20 protein-coding genes are annotated in these 15,170 nt (G+C 70.2%); 14 read left to right on the top strand and 6 right to left on the bottom strand.

All coding sequences use genetic code 11. The annotated features are described in order from the left end of the window. Positions 1 to 58 precede the first annotated feature (58 nt). From IEY82_RS14910 to IEY82_RS14900, 3 genes are read right to left on the bottom strand one after another with little or no spacing between them, the layout of a single operon-like run. Positions 59 to 586, bottom strand: coding sequence for a YybH family protein (locus IEY82_RS14910; protein ID WP_225262734.1), 528 nt, complete (start codon positions 584 to 586; stop codon positions 59 to 61). A gap of 30 nt (positions 587 to 616) precedes the next feature. Beyond that, on the bottom strand, positions 617 to 1,081 hold the full coding sequence (locus tag IEY82_RS14905; RefSeq protein ID WP_189124700.1) for an SRPBCC family protein: 465 nt from the start codon (positions 1,079 to 1,081) through the stop codon (positions 617 to 619). Beyond that, positions 1,081 to 1,485: an ArsR/SmtB family transcription factor gene (locus tag IEY82_RS14900; protein WP_189124699.1), complete on the bottom strand. Its 405-nt coding sequence runs from the start codon at positions 1,483 to 1,485 to the stop codon at positions 1,081 to 1,083. Before IEY82_RS14900 ends, IEY82_RS14905 begins: the two co-directional genes overlap by 1 nt. Before the next feature lie 121 nt (positions 1,486 to 1,606). On the opposite strand from IEY82_RS14900, the gene IEY82_RS14895 reads away from it, so the two are divergent. The 10 genes from IEY82_RS14895 to IEY82_RS14850 all read left to right on the top strand — a co-directional run bounded on the left by IEY82_RS14895 (position 1,607) and on the right by IEY82_RS14850 (position 9,139). Next, entirely contained in the window at positions 1,607 to 2,020 is a 414-nt protein-coding gene (locus IEY82_RS14895; RefSeq protein ID WP_225262736.1) for a DUF2089 domain-containing protein, read from the top strand. Positions 2,021 to 2,103: 83 nt separating this feature from the next. After that, positions 2,104 to 2,277 (top strand): hypothetical protein, encoded by a 174-nt coding sequence (locus IEY82_RS14890; RefSeq protein ID WP_225262738.1) that lies wholly within the window; start codon positions 2,104 to 2,106, stop codon positions 2,275 to 2,277. 10 nt (positions 2,278 to 2,287) lie between these two features. Beyond that, positions 2,288 to 2,710 carry an SHOCT-like domain-containing protein gene (locus IEY82_RS14885; protein ID WP_189124697.1) on the top strand — a complete coding sequence of 141 codons (423 nt, stop codon included), beginning with the start codon at positions 2,288 to 2,290 and terminating at the stop codon, positions 2,708 to 2,710. A gap of 494 nt (positions 2,711 to 3,204) precedes the next feature. Continuing rightward, a complete protein-coding gene (locus IEY82_RS14880) occupies positions 3,205 to 4,056 on the top strand; it encodes an ABC transporter ATP-binding protein (protein WP_225262740.1) in 852 nt (283 codons plus the stop codon). A 10-nt stretch (positions 4,057 to 4,066) separates the two neighbouring features. After that, positions 4,067 to 4,828, top strand: coding sequence for an ABC transporter permease (locus IEY82_RS14875; RefSeq protein WP_189124696.1), 762 nt, complete (start codon positions 4,067 to 4,069; stop codon positions 4,826 to 4,828). 497 nt (positions 4,829 to 5,325) lie between these two features. Further along, positions 5,326 to 5,967, top strand: a complete 642-nt coding sequence (locus IEY82_RS14870) for an SPFH domain-containing protein (RefSeq protein WP_189124695.1) — start codon at positions 5,326 to 5,328, stop codon at positions 5,965 to 5,967. Between the two features lie 49 nt (positions 5,968 to 6,016). Further along, entirely contained in the window at positions 6,017 to 6,475 is a 459-nt protein-coding gene (locus tag IEY82_RS14865) for a CBS domain-containing protein (RefSeq protein WP_189124694.1), read from the top strand. 267 nt (positions 6,476 to 6,742) lie between these two features. Next, on the top strand, positions 6,743 to 8,029 hold the full coding sequence (locus IEY82_RS14860; RefSeq protein WP_189124693.1) for an ArsB/NhaD family transporter: 1,287 nt from the start codon (positions 6,743 to 6,745) through the stop codon (positions 8,027 to 8,029). A 41-nt stretch (positions 8,030 to 8,070) separates the two neighbouring features. Beyond that, the gene (locus IEY82_RS14855) at positions 8,071 to 8,358 is read left to right on the top strand and encodes a cation:proton antiporter regulatory subunit (protein WP_189124692.1); all 288 of its coding nucleotides are present in this window, start codon (positions 8,071 to 8,073) and stop codon (positions 8,356 to 8,358) included. A 166-nt stretch (positions 8,359 to 8,524) separates the two neighbouring features. Continuing rightward, complete coding sequence (locus IEY82_RS14850; protein WP_189124691.1) at positions 8,525 to 9,139, top strand: pyridoxamine 5'-phosphate oxidase family protein; 615 nt, start codon at positions 8,525 to 8,527, stop codon at positions 9,137 to 9,139. Positions 9,140 to 9,160: 21 nt separating this feature from the next. On the opposite strand, the gene IEY82_RS14845 is transcribed toward IEY82_RS14850, so the two are convergent. Both IEY82_RS14845 and IEY82_RS14840 read right to left on the bottom strand, forming a co-directional pair. Further along, complete coding sequence (locus IEY82_RS14845) at positions 9,161 to 9,427, bottom strand: DUF1876 domain-containing protein (RefSeq protein WP_189124690.1); 267 nt, start codon at positions 9,425 to 9,427, stop codon at positions 9,161 to 9,163. A 62-nt stretch (positions 9,428 to 9,489) separates the two neighbouring features. Then, positions 9,490 to 9,789, bottom strand: coding sequence for a hypothetical protein (locus IEY82_RS14840; protein ID WP_189124689.1), 300 nt, complete (start codon positions 9,787 to 9,789; stop codon positions 9,490 to 9,492). 337 nt (positions 9,790 to 10,126) lie between these two features. On the opposite strand from IEY82_RS14840, the gene IEY82_RS14835 reads away from it, so the two are divergent. The 4 genes from IEY82_RS14835 (at position 10,127) to hypF (ending at position 14,590) form a co-directional block, all read left to right on the top strand. Then, positions 10,127 to 10,993 (top strand): universal stress protein, encoded by an 867-nt coding sequence (locus IEY82_RS14835; RefSeq protein WP_189124688.1) that lies wholly within the window; start codon positions 10,127 to 10,129, stop codon positions 10,991 to 10,993. Next, the gene (locus tag IEY82_RS14830; protein ID WP_189124687.1) at positions 10,990 to 11,763 is read left to right on the top strand and encodes a DUF6544 family protein; all 774 of its coding nucleotides are present in this window, start codon (positions 10,990 to 10,992) and stop codon (positions 11,761 to 11,763) included. The genes IEY82_RS14835 and IEY82_RS14830 overlap by 4 nt, the downstream gene beginning before the upstream one ends. Positions 11,764 to 11,863: 100 nt before the next feature. Next, on the top strand, positions 11,864 to 12,520 hold the full coding sequence (locus tag IEY82_RS14825; protein ID WP_189124686.1) for a CBS domain-containing protein: 657 nt from the start codon (positions 11,864 to 11,866) through the stop codon (positions 12,518 to 12,520). Positions 12,521 to 12,529: 9 nt separating this feature from the next. Then, a complete protein-coding gene (gene hypF / locus IEY82_RS14820) occupies positions 12,530 to 14,590 on the top strand; it encodes a carbamoyltransferase HypF (protein WP_189124685.1) in 2,061 nt (686 codons plus the stop codon). On the opposite strand, the gene IEY82_RS14815 is transcribed toward hypF, so the two are convergent. Continuing rightward, positions 14,574 to 15,170, bottom strand: coding sequence for a CBS domain-containing protein (locus IEY82_RS14815; protein WP_189124684.1), 597 nt, complete (start codon positions 15,168 to 15,170; stop codon positions 14,574 to 14,576). The genes hypF and IEY82_RS14815 overlap by 17 nt on opposite strands.

The raw sequence follows: 15,170 nt of genomic DNA, 5'->3' as shown, positions 1-15,170 counted from the left end.
CCGTCGCGCTGAGAGGTTCGGCCGGACACCGACTCGGCCGGCGAGGGTGATCGTTCGATCAGCGATCCGGCCGCAGGCCGGTGGCCGCCCGGCCGGTCTCGGAGTCGACCGGGTAGGAGACGTGCTGGTGGATCATCTTCCACGCGCCGTCGATCCGCTGGAACACCCGGGTGCCGCGCGACCAGAGCTCGACCGGCTCCCCGCCGGGCTCCTGGGCGCGCATGCGGTTGAGCCCCCAGCTGACGGCAAGGTCGTCGCGGACCATGACGCGCAGGTCGGGGATGTCCCAGCGGAGTTCGCCGGCCATCACCTCGAAGCCCTGACGGCAGCTCTCGCGGATGGCTCGCGCGCCCGTGTAGACGAGCGGGGCGTCGTGCTCGTACGAGACGGCGTCGTCGGCGATCTTCGTCATCACGGCGTCGAGATCCTTCGCGGCGGCGTCCCTGAACCACTCCTCGAAGTGCTCACGGATCTCCTTCTCGGCGGTCTTGTCGGCGGTCTTGCTCATGTCGGTCAGCTCCTCGTGGTAGCCGGTCGTGGTGGTCGTGGTGGTCGTGGTGGTCGTCGGGGTCGGCCAGGCGGTCACCGGGTGGTCGTCAGGTGGTCGCCGGGTCGTTCAGGTGGTGGTCAGGTGGTGGTCGAGGTTGTCGAAGCACTCCCGCCAGCCCTCGGTGTTGCCGTCGCGCGTGGCCGCCGAGTCGAAGCCGGTCTGCTCGAAGGTCATCTCCGTCTTTGAGCCGTGCTCGGCGAAGGCGACGGTCACCAGGGTCTCGGGGCCGGTGTGCCCGTCGTCGCCCTGCTGGGTGAGGGTGAAGACCAGCCGCTCCGGCCGTACGACCTCGCGGAACTCGCCGTACTCGCGGTGCCCCTCGCCGGAGGCGGACCGGAACCGTACGTGCCATCGCCCGCCGGGGCGGGCGTCCACCGCGCAGTCGGTGACGGTGAAGCCGTCCGGCGCGAACCAGGCGGCGACGTCCTCGGCCTGGGTCCAGGTGCGGAAGACCAGCTCGCGCGGAGCGTCGAAGAGCCGGACGATCGAGATGGGACGGGCTGTGTGGCCTTCGGCGTGAGTGGACGCCATCAGGCTCTCCTTTCGCTGGTGGGGGAGTCGCTCACCAGGGAGTCGCTCGCAAGGCTTTCGCTGGTGGGGGAACTGGTGGGGGAGTCGTCCTCGCGCGGCCGGGTGAGCCGCTCGTCGAGCCGGTCGAAGCGGTCCTGCCAGACCTGCCGGTAGGAGTCGAGCCACGCGTCGACGTCGACGAGGGGCTCCACGCGGATCCGGCTGGGCCGTCGCTGCGCGTCGCGGGCCCGGGTGACCAGACCCGCGGACTCCAGGACGGCGATGTGCTTGGACACGGCCCGCGGCGTCATGGCGAACGGTTCGGCGAGCTCCGTGACCGACGCGTCGCCGTCGAGGAGGCGGGCGAGGATCGCGCGCCGCGTCGGGTCGGCGAGGGCCGCGAAGACCGTGCTGAGCGTGTCCATGCGAACCTCCAAGTTCCGGAACTAGTCAGTACTATAAGCAGCTACTTAACAAAGAGGCAAGGGGCGCCCGCGTCCGGACCCCGAAGAGAAGTATGACCTCAAGAAAATTAAGATTTACATCTTGAAAATTAAAGATGCTCTCGATATAACTTTAGATATGGCAGAACAGGCGATGGACTGGCAGGAGCTCACCAACCTGACCCGGGGTCAGCCGTTCGTCGTCGAGCGGGTGCGCCTGGCGGGCAACGGTGTCGCGATCGAGGGTGAGTTCGAGCTGCCGCAACTGGCTCAGCTCAGTGTCGAGGATCAGATCTTCGTCACGGCGTTCGTACGGTGCCACGGCTCCATCAAGCAGATGGAACGGATCTTCGGGGTGAGCTACCCGACGATCAAATCGCGACTGAACCGGATCATGCAGCTGCTCGACTTCGTCGAGGTCGATCCGGCGCCGCCGTCGGCCGAGATCGTCGATCGGTTGCGCCGCGGCGAGATCACCGCACAGCAGGCACTGTCCGAACTGGAGGGGCGCACGTGATGCCGCAGTTGGTGACCGTAGGGGTCAAACGCCCGGACCGTAGCCCCATCCGGGTCTGGGTCCCAGTGCTCCCGGTAGTGCTCGTGTTCTTGCCGGTCGTGGTCCTGGCCCTACTGGCGGCAGCCGTGGCCTGCCACGTCTACCGCATCAGTGTGGTGCGGGCACTCGACACCGGATGGCGCATCGTCTGCGCGTTGCCCGGCACCCGACTCGACATCGAATACAGCCGTACGGCTGTGCTCGTAGCCATCCGATAGGAGAGGTGCGATGAACGAACAGCGCAGGGACATCCTCGGCATGCTGGCCGAAGGCAAGATCACCGCAGAGGAGGCTGAGCGGCTCATCACCGCGCTCGAACGGGACCACCCGCCGGCGGCGTCGAGTCCCGGCGCCCGGCCGAAGGGCAAGGCGAAGTATCTGCGGTTGATGGTGCACACCGTTGAGAACGGCGAGCAGGGGCGGATCGACGTGCGGGTGCCGCTGCAACTGCTGCGGGCCGGCGTGCAGTTGGCGGCCCTGATCCCGCCGCAGGCACTGGCCGCGGCCAACGCCAAACTGGACAAGTCGGGCGTGCCGTTCGATCTCACGCAGCTCAAGCCCGAACACCTCGAGGCGCTCGTGGAGCACCTCGACGATCTGACCATGGAGGTCGACCAGCCCGATGCCCAAGTGCGTATCTTCTGCGAGTAGGCGCCGTCCGGTTGGACGGGCCCCCGGGAGAGTGCTGGAACACCCTCCCGAGGCCGCGCCCGCCACAGCAGAGCACGATTGAACTACCACCCTGAACTTTAGCCGCCCATCAGTGCGGCCCGGTCGACCTCCGCACCGGCGGCGAGGTCCGCTTCCGCGCGATCGGCGCCTGTGAGGCGATCAAGAACTCCGCCGAATACCCCCCGAAATCGGCAAGGCCACCGGCGAGTAAGCAGCCATGGCGGCAGGACCGAGCGAGCCGAATCGGCGCTACCGGTAGCGCCTGGAGATGGTCAGCGGGCCGCTTGGGGGACAAACGGCGCTATCGGCGAACACAAGGCGCGCACGCAGCGGCTTCCAGCGGCTTCCAGCGGCTTCCATCGTCCCGTCGCACGGCGATCGATGCGCTGGAGCGGTGCCTGCGACGCCATCAATCGCGCCACCAATCCCGTCGCGGGCGACAAGCCGTGACGAAACAGAGAACGGATGTCTGGATGACAGTCAATGAGGCCCGAGGGCCTGCGATCCATGTGCAGGGCCTGGAGAAGTCGTACAAGGAGTTGCGGGTGCTGCGGGGTGTGGACTTCGCCGTGGCCCGGGGCAGCATTTTCGCGCTGCTCGGTTCGAACGGGTCGGGCAAGACCACGGTGGTGAAAATCCTGTCCACGCTGCTCAAGGCCGACGCGGGGACGGCCGGCGTCAACGGTTTCGATGTGGTCACGCGGGCCGCGGACGTGCGGGAGTCGATCAGTCTGACCGGGCAGTTCGCGGCGGTCGACGAGATCCTCAGCGGGCGGGAGAACCTGGTGCTGGTCGCCCGGTTACGGCACCTGAAGGATCCGGGGGCGATCGCCGACGGCCTGCTGGAGCGGTTCTCGCTGACGGACGCGGGCGCGCGCAGGGTGTCGACGTACTCGGGGGGCATGCGCCGCCGCCTGGACATCGCGATGAGCCTCATCGGTGATCCGCCGGTCATCTTCCTCGACGAGCCGACGACCGGGCTGGACCCGCAGGCGCGGCTGGAGGTGTGGCAGGCCGTCAAGGAGCTCGCCGGCCGGGGGACGACGGTGCTGCTCACCACGCAGTATCTGGACGAGGCCGAGCAACTCGCCGACCGGATCGCGATCCTGCACGAGGGCCGGATCATCGTCAACGGCACCCTGGCCGAGCTCAAGCAGCTGCTGCCGCCCGCCAAGGTCGAATACGTCGAGAAGCAGCCGACGCTTGAGGACGTCTTCCTCACCCTCGTCGGTGACAACGGCAAGACCGGCAAGACCGGCAAGACCGGCAAGACCGGTAAGACCGGCAGGCACGGCCAGGACCGCAACGTCGGCACGGACGCGTAAGGAAACCACGATGACCAAGCATTTCCTCGGCGACACCGCCGCCCTGCTGGGACGATCCCTGCGTCACATCACGCGCAGCGCGGACACCATCATCACCACCACGCTCATGCCGATCGCCATGATGCTGATGTTCGTCTACGTGTTCGGCGGCGCGATCGACACCGGCTCGGAGTCGTATGTGAACTATCTGCTGCCCGGCATCCTGCTCATCACGGTCGCCTCGGGCATCGCCTACACCGCCTTCCGGCTGTTCATGGACATGAAGAGCGGCATCTTCGAGCGTTTCCAGTCCATGCCGATCGCCCGCTCGTCCGTGCTGTGGGCGCACGTGCTGACCTCGCTGGTGGCCAATCTGATCTCACTCGTCGTCGTGCTGCTCGTCGCCCTGCTGATGGGCTTTCGCTCGTCGGCGGGAGTGGCGCCGTGGCTCGCGGTGGCCGGCATCCTCATCCTGTTCACCCTGGCGCTGACGTGGCTGGCCGTCATCCCCGGCCTGTCGGCCAAGACCGTGGAAGGCGCGAGCGCGTTCTCCTACCCGCTCATCTTCCTGCCCTTCCTCAGCTCGGCCTTCGTGCCCACCGCGACCATGCCCGGCCCGGTGCGCGCCTTCGCCGAACACCAGCCGGTGACCTCCATCGTCAACGCCCTCCGCGACCTGTTCACCCAGCAGCCGGTCGGCACCGACATCTGGATCGCCCTGGCCTGGTGCGTCGGCATCCTCATCGTCGCCTATGTCTTCGCCATGAACAGCTACCGCCGCAAGATCTCCTAGATAGCCGTCTCCGCAGACCGATCAGTCAGCAGTTTCGGTGGCTCGGTGCCACCCCCTCGCCAAGGAGGAGAGCGGAATGTCGGCAGACCTGCCCCGCTCACCCGCGCTGCGCGCGTCCGACGCGGAACGCGACCGGGTCATCCAGCTCGGCGGTCCGGGCCGACGTGGCGGTCTGAAGGGCGGTAACGCGCGATATTTGGAGATTTCGGATGCGTTCGGGGCCGCGGACGCTCGCGGGGACGTACGCTCTTGGGATATCTGACAGCGGCCGGGGCGCGAGGCTCGCCCCGGCCGGGCACACGGCCCCCGGCCGTCGCGGTGACCGATGATCTCCCGCGCGGCCCGATTCGGTGACGCACGTCACCGTCGAACCCTCTCACCTGGCGTTTTTACATGGTGCACCCCCGCCTAGATGGGTGTCAGGCCCAATGGTGGGATCCTCCCGGTTTGACCAGACTGGAGGCACACACAGCCAGGACCGCGGGAGGGAGACGTCAATGGCCGTGCCTCGCAGCGGCGCGTGGACGCCGCTCTCGGCGCACGCGTACGCCATCGCCGGCGACCCGATCACCTGGGTCATCGTGCTCGTTCTGCTGCTCGCCGTCCTGGCCGTCTCCTGGGTCCGCGTCGTCCCCGCCGGCGAGCGGCTCGCCGTCTTCCGGCTCGGCCGCTTCGCGGGGATCAAGGGCCCCGGGGTCGTCGTGGTGCCGACGGGCGTCGCCCGCGCCGTGCCGATCCCGATGCGGCCCATGCACGTGGACCTGCTGTGGGTGGAGGCCACCACCAGGGACGAGGTGAGGGTCACGGTCAGCGGGGTCGCCCTGGCGTCCGTGGCCGACCCCATCGCCTACGCGGTGGCCGAGGACACCTCCACCGCCGCCACCAGCGCCGTGGCCGAGAGCGAGATCCGCCGGTACGTCGCCCAGCGGGACCTGGCGGAGCTGTCCGCACCGGACGGCGGAGACACGCGTGAACTGGCCGCGAGGATCAGCCGCCGGACCGCCGAGTGGGGCATCGAGGTCGGTCTGGTCGAGCTCTCCCGCGTCGAGATCCCGGTCAGGAGCGACCTGATCCGCTGGGCCGAGAACTACCGGTGCGGCTCGTGCCGTCCGGCCGGGGGGCGAGATGACCAGGCATGAGACGGCACAGTCCCGACCCGAACCCGATCAAGCCTCGAAAGAAGGTGTCATGCAGGCACGCGATATCGCCGTACAACTCCCGACGGTGACTGTGCACGACCCGGTCGCCAAAGCGGTGCGGGTGATGGCGATGGGCGGTCTGCCCGGGCTGATCGTCGTCGACGACAAGTCCCGGCCCCGGATGGTGCTGCCCGGCACCCAGGTGCTGCGCATGGCGGTGCCCGGCGCGTTCCAGGAGGACCCGGCGCTGGCCAGGACCATCGACGAGGCCCACGCCGACCTGTTCTGGCAGGCGCTGGGCGGGCTCACCGTGGGCGACTGTCTGCCGCGCCAGCAGGTCGCCCCGGTCACGGTGAAGCTGGAGGCGACGCTGCTGGAGGTCGCGGCCCTGATGGCCCGCCTGCGCAGCCCTCTGGTCGCGGTGGTGGACCGGACCGGGGAGCTCGCCGGAGCGATCACCCTGGGCCGGCTGCTGACCAGCCTGGCCATGCCGGACCTCGACGACTGAGCGCCCCCCCCGAGAACTTTCCCTACGTGATCGGCCGCCGCGCGGCTGCGTCGGCGTGCCCATCCGAGGCCTGTGTATGAACCGCCCGGGCCGGTTGAGGTTTCAGCCCGGATTGAGACGCCCAACGTACGGAGGTCTGACTGTGTGTGAATATCGCCTGGCGGTGCCCTTGCGGCATGCCTTGATCCGAGAACTGCCCCGTTCCCGCGCTCGTTTCGCGATGCCTGTTCTCGCCGGGGTGCGTACCGGCCCGCCGGGGCGTGGCCGATGAGCGCGATCATCTCGCTGGCCATTTTCGCGGTGGCGTTCTTCTTCATCGCCACCGAAAAAGTTAACAAGGTCAAAGTGGTGCTCATCGCCGCCGGGGCCATGCTCGTCCTCGGGCTGGCACCCGGGGCGGACGTGTTCTACTCGGAGCACGAGGGCATCGACTGGAACGTCATCTTCCTGCTGCTCGGCATGATGATCATCGTCGGGATCATCAAACAGACGGGTGTCTTCGACTATCTGGCGATCTGGGCCGCGAAGAAGTCCAAGGGACGGCCGTACCGGCTGATGGTGATGCTGATGATCATCACTGCGGTCGCCTCGCCGTTCCTGGACAACGTCACCACGATCATGCTGGTCGCGCCGGTGACGATCGTCGTCTGTGAACGACTCGACGTGCCGGCGCAGCCGTACCTGATCGCCGAGGTCCTCGCGTCGAACATCGGCGGCGCGGCCACCCTGATCGGCGACCCGCCCAACATCATCATCGGCAGCCGGGCCGGACTGACGTTCAATGACTTCCTCATCCACATGACCCCGATCGTCGTCGTGGTCTTCGTGGCGTTCGTGTTGCTGACGAGGGTGCTGTTCCGCAAGTCGTTCCGCTACAACCCGGACCGCGTGGCCGAGGTGATGGCGCTGCAGGAGAAGCGCGCCATCACCGACCCGGCCCTGCTCGTGCGCTGCATGGTCGTGCTGGCCCTGGTCATCGTCGGGTTCGGACTGCACTCCGTGGTGCACGTCGAGCCGTCGATCGTCGCCCTGGTCGGCGCCGGAGTGATGATCCTCGTGTCGCGTGTCGAGGTCTCGGAGAGCCTGAGCGAGGTCGAGTGGCCGACGCTGGTGTTCTTCGTGGGCCTGTTCGTCATGGTCGCCGGGCTGGTGCACACCGGGGTCATCTCCACCGTGGGCGACTGGGCGGTGAACGCGGTCGGCGACAACTTCTTCGGCGCCGCCACCTCGCTGCTGTTCGGCTCGGCCGTGCTGGGCGCCTTCTTCGACAACATCCCGTACGCCGCCACGATGGCGCCGATCGTCGAGGGACTGGTGGCCCAGGCTCCCGACCCGGTCACCGGGCAGGCGCTGTGGTGGTCCTTCGCCCTGGGCGCCGACTTCGGCGGCAACGGCACCGCGGTCGCCGCCAGCGCCAACGTGGTGGCCATCGGCATCGCCGCGCGGGCCGGTCACCGCATCTCGTTCTGGCAGTTCACCAAGTACGGAATCCTCGTCACGATTCTCAGCTCGGTGATGGCCTGGGTCTACGTCTACCTGCGCTACTTCATGTGAGTCCGCACCCCGGCCACGACATCGATAGGAGGTTGACCCATATGGACATCACCCACTCCACCGCCCCCGGCATCGGAGTCGTCCATCATGTCCACACCCAGGAAGGGCATGTGCTGTCCGTCGTCCATCACCACGACGGACGGCGCACCCTGCTCGTCTACGACGCCGCCCCCGACGCCGCCGACCCCGACCGCCCGGCGAAGACGATCGACCTGGACGGCGGCGAAGCCGACCAACTGGCGGATCTGCTGCACAGCCGGTCCGTCGCCGAGCGGCTGGCCGCCATCGAACGGGCGCTGGCGGACCGCGTCGACGGCCGGCCCAGGTAGGCCGCCGAAGCGGGCAGGCCGATCCTGCCCGCTTCGGATGTCCAGCGGTGGTTTCCTGACGGGGCCGCATCCCGCCCGGCATGGGCGGGGGTGGGGGCGGCCGGCCGGAATCGGCTACTAACGTGGTCACGGGAGTTGTCGTCGTGCCGCGGAGATGGAGTGCCAGATGTCGGACAACGGATTCACCGCCGGAGGGCTCGTGCCTGGGCTCGCGGAGCGGCGAGTGGCGCTGGGCCTGACCCGAGAGGCGCTGGCCGAGCGGGCGGGCGTCCCGGTCGCGCACGTCGAGTGCCTGGAGGAGCCCGAGCTGGCCGCCAAGCTGGCGCGGGCGCTGGAGACGCTGGCCGAGGAGCGGGGCGCGAAGCCGTCCAGGCCGGAGCTGGTGAAGCTCGACCGGGAGGAGTGCCTGCGGCTGATCTCGCCGGGCGGCATCGGCCGGATCGGCTACTACGGCCGCTTCGGTTCGACGGTGCTTCCGGTCAACTACCGGGTGCACGACGGGGCGATCGTCATCCGCACGGTCGCGGGCGGCGCGACCGACGAGGACCTGCGAACCGGGCTCCAAGGGGTGGAGTACCAGGTGGCGTTCGAGGTGGACCGGCTCGACGAGTTCACGCGCACCGGCTGGAGCGTGCTCGTCCGGGGCTCGTTGCACCACGTCACCGACGACGAGTTGGCCGCGGCGTCGGCCGAGGTGGAGCCGTGGGCGAGCGGCGATCGCCGGCGCTATCTCCGGATCACGCCGTCCCACGTGACGGGACGGCGCATCGTGACCGGTTGAGCCCGCCTGCCCCAGGCATGATCAGCGGGACTCGGCCGGGCCGCCGATCTGGGCCACGTCCTCGGCGGCGTCGATGATGAGCTTGTCGGCCAGGTCCATCAGGGCGCGTCCGGCGGCGAGCTCGTCGCCGATCTCGGGCACCGGGCGGTCGCCGGGGTTGCGCCTGGCGACGCCGACGCTCTCGTGCCACCTGGTGCCCTGCGCCGACAGCACCGCGCGGGCCAGGGTCCGCTGGTCGCCGTCGTCCTCACTGATGTAGATCTGCACTGTCCACTGTTTGACCTGCATGGCTCCCCCTTGGGTCAGTCGGGTCACTGGTTCCGCGGTGGGCCGGTGAAGGCTCGGCGCCTTCAGATCATGGGCGCGAGATCGGCCCGTGCGTGCTCCAGGTCCCCGACGTGCTCAGGGACCTCGACGTTCTTCAGGGCTTCGACGTTCTTCAGGGCTTCGACGTTCTCCAGGCCCCCGACGTTCTTCAGGCCCCCGACGTGCTCCGGGGCTCGGACGTTCATCAGGGTCCGGATGTTCTCCATCGCCCGGACGAGGGCGAGGTTGGCGGCGGTCAGCGTGCGGACCTGCTCCTCCAGGTCGCTCACCCGCCTCTTCAGCGCCGCCAGCTCGGTGTCGAACACCGGCGATTCCATGATCATGCGGCCACCGATCATGATGTGCTCACCTCCCAGAGAGCTGGACGGTCCCATCGTCGCCCGGCGGCGCGCTTCGCGGGTAGCGGCGAACGTCACCGCCGGTGAGGACCAATGGCACTGTCCGCTCGTTCGCCTCCGCGCTGAAGTGAGACACGGAAATCCCCGTAGGGGCGGAATTTCCGCTCCTACGGCCACCCGAAATCGGCCTTCTATGTTCAGTTTCCAGCAATTTGGGCATTTTGTCCGCATCGACGATCGGCGGATGACCGCCGGGCACTGAAACGTGGCCGAGCGAGGGCGTCAAACCGCCCGCGGTCCTCGTGACAGGAGGCGAACGGCGATGAGCAGGCCCATCGTGGTCGGGGTCGACGGTTCGGAGTCGGCGAAGGCCGCGCTCGACTGGGCGATCGACGACGCGGCACGGCGCGCCCGGCCCCTGCGGATCGTGCACGTGCGCGAGCCCTGGAAGAGCGAGCGCCCCTTCACCAAGGCCCACGAGGAGCACACCCGGTCCGAACAGGAGGCCCGGCTGCTGGCCGCCAGTGAGGCCCACGCGCGTACCCGGGCCCCCGGCCTCAACGTGACCACCGCTCACCTCACCGGCGCGGTGACGGAACGCCTGCTGACCGAGTCGGAGACCGCCGACACCCTGGTGGTCGGCAACAGGGGCCTCGGCGGGTTCGCCGGGCTCGTGCTGGGCTCCGTGGGGCTGCACCTGGCCGGGCACGCCCACAGTCCGCTCGTCATCGTGCGAGCCCCCGCGCACGCCGGGAACGGCGAGGTCGTGGCCGCCTACGACGGGTCCGACGACGCGGACGCCGCCCTCGAGTACGCCCTCAAGCAGGCCGCCGCCATCGGCGCCCGGGTGCTCGTGGTCTACGCCGAGCGCTACCCGTCGCTCGGTCCGCAGGGCGCCGGCTACGGGCCGCTGCTCGCCGGGGCGTTCGCCGACATGAAGACCGAGATCCGGCAGCGGCTGGTGCCATGGCGAGAGAAGTACCCGGGGGTCGAGATCGTCGAGTCGATCGTCGAGGGGCACCCGGTGCCCATCCTGGCCGCCGCCTCCCGGACCGCCGACCTGATCGTGATCGGGCCGCACGGGCTGGGCGGGTTCGCCTCCGCCGTGCTCGGCTCGGTCACGCACGGCGTGATCCACCGGGTGCACTGCCCGGTGGCCGTGATCCGAGCGCCTTGGAGGCCGTCATGACCGCCGTCGTCGCTCCGCCGTACCTGACCGATGAGGCCCGCCGCGACTGGCAGCTGCTGCAGGCGGCGACCGAGGATCCCGAGCCGTTCGACCCCGTGCGGGCCGCCCTGCTGCCGGAACCCGCGCGGCGCTGGCTGCTGCACGCCATCGCGCCCGGCACCCCGCTGCTGGGAGCCGTCGTGCTGGAGACGCACGGCACGATCCGGCTGGGCGGCTGGCGCACCTTCCACGCCACGCAGGCGCTGCTGCCGATGGTGGGCTTCGTCTGGACGGCCACCGCGTACGTGGGACTGCTGAACATCGAGGGGTTCGACCGCTACCTGTTCGGCGCCGGGGAGATGCGCTGGCGGCTGCTGAACACGATCCCGGTCATGTCGGGCACCGGCGAGGACATCGACCGGAGCGCGGCCGGGCGACTGGCCAGCGAGTTCGTCCTGGCGCCCGCCTCGGCGCTCGATCCGCGGATCCGCTGGAAACCGGTCGACGACCGCCGGGTGATCGCCTGCGTGCCGGTGGGGGACGAGGAGCACGAGGTGACGCTCGACATCGCCCCCAGCGGCAGGCTGGTGGCGGTCACCCTGCGGCGTTGGGGCAACCCTGACCAGGAGAGCTACCGCCACCACCCGTTCGGGGCGCGGTGCGAGGGTGAGGTCACCTTTGACGGGTTCACCCTGCCCGAGTCGCTGCGGGTCGGCTGGTGGCCGGGCACGGAGCGGTGGGCCGAGGGCGAGTTCCTCCGCTTCTCGATCGACGACGCCCTCTACCGATGAGCGCCGGGGCGGGACCTTGGGCCCACGGACGTGGGACGTTCGCCAGTGCCGAGACCGTCCGGCCCACGGCATCGTGAGGGATGAAGAGGAGGTGAGCACGATGGCAATCCAAGTCAAGGACGTCATGGGTCGCGTGGCCATCGCCGTGCTCCAGGACGCCTCGTTCGCCGACATCGTGTCGGCGATGAAGCGTTACGCGGTGGGCGCGGTCACCGTGATCGACGCCGACCGGCGGCCGGTGGGGGTGGTCTCCGAGGACGACCTGCTGCTCAAGGAGGCCGATCCCGTACGGCACAGCGTCTCCATGTTCGAGTCGCGCAGGCAGAAGCAGGAGCACCAGAAGGCCGCGGGCGTCACGGCGACCCAGCTCATGACCTCCCCGGCGATCACCATCACTCCTGGGACCCCGGTCCGCGACGCGGCCCGGCTGATGTACGACAAGCGCGTCAAGCAGCTCCCCGTGATCGATCCCGTCACCGGGCGCATCATCGGCACCCTGCACCAGCGCGACGTGCTGCGGGTCTTCCTCCGTCCGGCGACCGAGCTGGAGGCGGACATCCGGTCCCTGCTTCCTCAGCGTGACGCGTTCACGATCGACATCGACAGGGGCGTGGTGACCATCGGCGGCCGGGTCAGCTGGAACTCCCAGGTCGTCACGCTGATCGAGGCGATCCGCCGCGTCGAGGGCGTGGTGGACGTGGTCAACGAGCTGACCTACGAGAGGGAAGACCTCCTCGTCGTCCCGCCGGTGCTCTAGGCCCGTCGCATGGCTGTCGAGGAGCACGCTCCCGCGCGGGTCCGGCCGTACGTCCGGCTCCTGGTGACCGGGGCGGGAGAGCGGCAGGTGCCGTACCCGCGCCAGGAGCCCCCAGCCGACCGGGCGACCTGCGACGACTGCCTGCGCGAGCTGTTCGACCCGGCCAACCGCAGGTACCGCTACGCGTTCATCGACTGCGCGTCGTGCGGTCCGCGCGCGGCCATCGCCGAGAGCCTGCCGTACGCGCGGGAGCACACGGTCATGCGCCACTTCCCGATGTGCGCGACCTGCGCCGCCGAGTACGACGACCCGGGCGGGCGGCGTTTCCGCGCCGAGTCGACCGCCTGCCCGTCGTGCGGCCCCCGGCTGCGTTTCCTCAGCGTCACCGGAGATCAGGCACTCCGGACCGCGGTCGAGATCGTCGCGGGCGGCGGGGTGATCGCGGTCAAGGGCCCCGGCGGCTTCCAGCTCGTCTGCGACGCGATCGACGACGCGGCCGTGGCCCGGTTCCGCGAGGTCACCGGACGCGCGACGGAGCCGCTGCCCGTCATGGTGCGCGACGTGACCAGCGCCGGCGCCCTGGGCCACCTGGCCGACGCCGACCGTCGCCTGCTGCGCGACCCCGCGGCCCCGATCGTGCTGGTCCCGCGCGCGCGTCACGCCGTGCTGTCCGCCGCCGTCTGCGCCGGGACCGCCGGCGTCGGGCTGGTCCTGCCCGGCACACCGCTGCACCACCTGCTGCTGGACGGCCTCCGCCGCCCCCTCGTGGTGGTCACGGCGGACCCGCCCTCCGGCACGGAAGAGGCCGTTGAGCTGGGCGTGGACGGGGTCCTCACGCACGACCGGCCGCTGGTGAGCCGCCGCGACGACTCGGTGGTGCGCTCGCTCGGGTCGCGTTCGACCGTGATCCGCCGGGCTCGCGGCCTGGCGGACGCGCAGTTGCCGCTGCCCGTCGCCGCCCGGCGGCCACTGCTCGCCCTGGGCGCGGAGCGGGCCGGCACGTTCACCCTGGCATGCGGTGAGCGGGCCGTCCTCGGCCCGCACCTCGGCGACCTCACCGACGCCCGCGCCCTGGAGGCGTACGAGGTGGAGCTCGACCGGCTGCGCTCACTGCACGGCGTCGAACCCGCGTACGCCGCGCACGACCTGGACTCCGGCTGCCTCGCCTCACGGATGGCGAGCCGCTGGCCGAGCCGCGTGGCCGTGCAGCACCACCACGCGCACGTCGCGGCGGTGGCCGCCGAGCACGGACTGCCGGCCCCCTTCCTCGGGGTCGCCTACGACGGGCTCGGCCTGGGCGACGACGGCACCTTCTGGGGCGGCGAACTGCTGCTGGCCACCTACACCGGCTATCAGCGGCTCGGCCGCTTCTCCTACGCTCCGATGCCCGGCGGGGCCGCGGCCGTCCGCAGGCCCGCCCGCATGGCACTCGGCTACCTCGTCGGCGGCGAGACCACCGACCAGCCCATCCCCATGGGGCTCGCCGCCGATCTCCCCGGATTCCCCCCGGTGGACGGCATTCGCCAGGTGATCGCCCGTGGCGGCCCGGTCACCTCCGGCGCGGGCAGCCTGTTCGACGCGGCCGCCGCGCTGCTCGGCCTCTGCCCGGCCGCCGGCCACGCAGGGGACGCGGCGGAGCGGCTGGAACAGGCCGCCACCGGCTGTCCCCGCGTGGAGCCGCTGGCCTGGCGGCTGGCGCGGCGTGACGGGCTGTGGGTGTACGACGCCGTGGCCACGCTGCGCGACCTGCTGGAGGCCAGGGCCGACGGTGAGCCGGCCGGGCGGATCGCCGCCGCCTTCCACGCCACGATCGCGGCCGTCACGGTGCTGATGTGCGAGCGGGCCGCCGCCGAGCACGACGTCACCACGGTCTGCCTGTCGGGGGAGGTGTTCCAGAACCGGCTGCTGGCCGCCGACGTGCTCGCCCGGCTGACCCTGGCCGGCTTCGAGCCGTACATCGGCGAGCGGGTGCCGGTCGGCGACGGCGGAGTCAGCTACGGCCAGGCCGTGATCGCGGCCGCCACGCTGGCCACGCCGTCGCGCCCGACGGGACTCACCTCAGATGCCTGACCCGGACGATGCCGGGCACGGTGCGGGCGAGCACGTCGGCGATGCGGTCGGCGTGCGGGTGGGGTGGCCCGCTCAGCTCGGCCACGCCGTCGTGGACGGAGACGTCCCAGCTCGGGCCGAAGGGGTACTGCTCGCTGAGCGCCTCGCGCACGGCCTGGCACAGCTCCTCGTCGGGTCGGGCCAGCATCGCCATCAGGTCGCGGCGGCTGACCATCCCGACGATCTCGTCGCCCCTGAGGACCGGCAGGCTCTTGATCCGCTTGCCGACCATGAGGTCGATGGCGACGGTGACGTCCGTCGTCTCGGTCACGGTGACCACCTCACCGGTCATGACCTCGGCCACGTGGCGGGGCGGGGGCTCGGCGGGCGTCTCGACGGGACGCGCCGAGGCGCGGGGGTCGGGCTCGAACTCGCCGCGCAGCAGGTCGAGCTCACTGACCACGCCGGCCAGCCGTCCCTCGGCGTCGACCACGGGGGCCGCGGTGATGTCGTGCCGGTGCAGCAGCCGGACGGCCCTGCGCACCGGGTCGGTGCGCAGGACCGTGACGACCGGACTGCTCATGACCTCGCGGACGAGCAT

Origin of the sequence: Nonomuraea cavernae (genome assembly GCF_014646355.1) — a bacterium.
Classification (GTDB): Bacteria; Actinomycetota; Actinomycetes; order Streptosporangiales; family Streptosporangiaceae; genus Nonomuraea; species Nonomuraea cavernae.
Note: the sequence above shows the minus strand (reverse complement) of the source record. Positions and strands in the feature narration are given on the sequence as shown.

Excerpts from the sequence above, each read along its gene's own strand:
- IEY82_RS14865 (WP_189124694.1), top strand. The coding sequence starts at position 6,017 with ATGCAGGCACGCGATATCGCCGTACAACTCCCGACGGTGACTGTGCAC.
- IEY82_RS14900 (WP_189124699.1), bottom strand. The coding sequence starts at position 1,485 with ATGGACACGCTCAGCACGGTCTTCGCGGCCCTCGCCGACCCGACGCGG.
- IEY82_RS14845 (WP_189124690.1), bottom strand. The coding sequence starts at position 9,427 with ATGCAGGTCAAACAGTGGACAGTGCAGATCTACATCAGTGAGGACGAC.
- IEY82_RS14850 (WP_189124691.1), top strand. The coding sequence starts at position 8,525 with ATGTCGGACAACGGATTCACCGCCGGAGGGCTCGTGCCTGGGCTCGCG.
- IEY82_RS14875 (WP_189124696.1), top strand. The coding sequence starts at position 4,067 with ATGACCAAGCATTTCCTCGGCGACACCGCCGCCCTGCTGGGACGATCC.
- IEY82_RS14860 (WP_189124693.1), top strand. The coding sequence starts at position 6,743 with ATGAGCGCGATCATCTCGCTGGCCATTTTCGCGGTGGCGTTCTTCTTC.
- IEY82_RS14840 (WP_189124689.1), bottom strand. The coding sequence starts at position 9,789 with ATGATCATGGAATCGCCGGTGTTCGACACCGAGCTGGCGGCGCTGAAG.
- IEY82_RS14815 (WP_189124684.1), bottom strand. The coding sequence starts at position 15,170 with ATGCTCGTCCGCGAGGTCATGAGCAGTCCGGTCGTCACGGTCCTGCGC.
- IEY82_RS14835 (WP_189124688.1), top strand. The coding sequence starts at position 10,127 with ATGAGCAGGCCCATCGTGGTCGGGGTCGACGGTTCGGAGTCGGCGAAG.
- IEY82_RS14885 (WP_189124697.1), top strand. The coding sequence starts at position 2,288 with ATGAACGAACAGCGCAGGGACATCCTCGGCATGCTGGCCGAAGGCAAG.
- IEY82_RS14855 (WP_189124692.1), top strand. The coding sequence starts at position 8,071 with ATGGACATCACCCACTCCACCGCCCCCGGCATCGGAGTCGTCCATCAT.
- IEY82_RS14880 (WP_225262740.1), top strand. The coding sequence starts at position 3,205 with ATGACAGTCAATGAGGCCCGAGGGCCTGCGATCCATGTGCAGGGCCTG.
- IEY82_RS14825 (WP_189124686.1), top strand. The coding sequence starts at position 11,864 with ATGGCAATCCAAGTCAAGGACGTCATGGGTCGCGTGGCCATCGCCGTG.
- IEY82_RS14905 (WP_189124700.1), bottom strand. The coding sequence starts at position 1,081 with ATGGCGTCCACTCACGCCGAAGGCCACACAGCCCGTCCCATCTCGATC.
- hypF (WP_189124685.1), top strand. The coding sequence starts at position 12,530 with ATGGCTGTCGAGGAGCACGCTCCCGCGCGGGTCCGGCCGTACGTCCGG.
- IEY82_RS14830 (WP_189124687.1), top strand. The coding sequence starts at position 10,990 with ATGACCGCCGTCGTCGCTCCGCCGTACCTGACCGATGAGGCCCGCCGC.
- IEY82_RS14870 (WP_189124695.1), top strand. The coding sequence starts at position 5,326 with ATGGCCGTGCCTCGCAGCGGCGCGTGGACGCCGCTCTCGGCGCACGCG.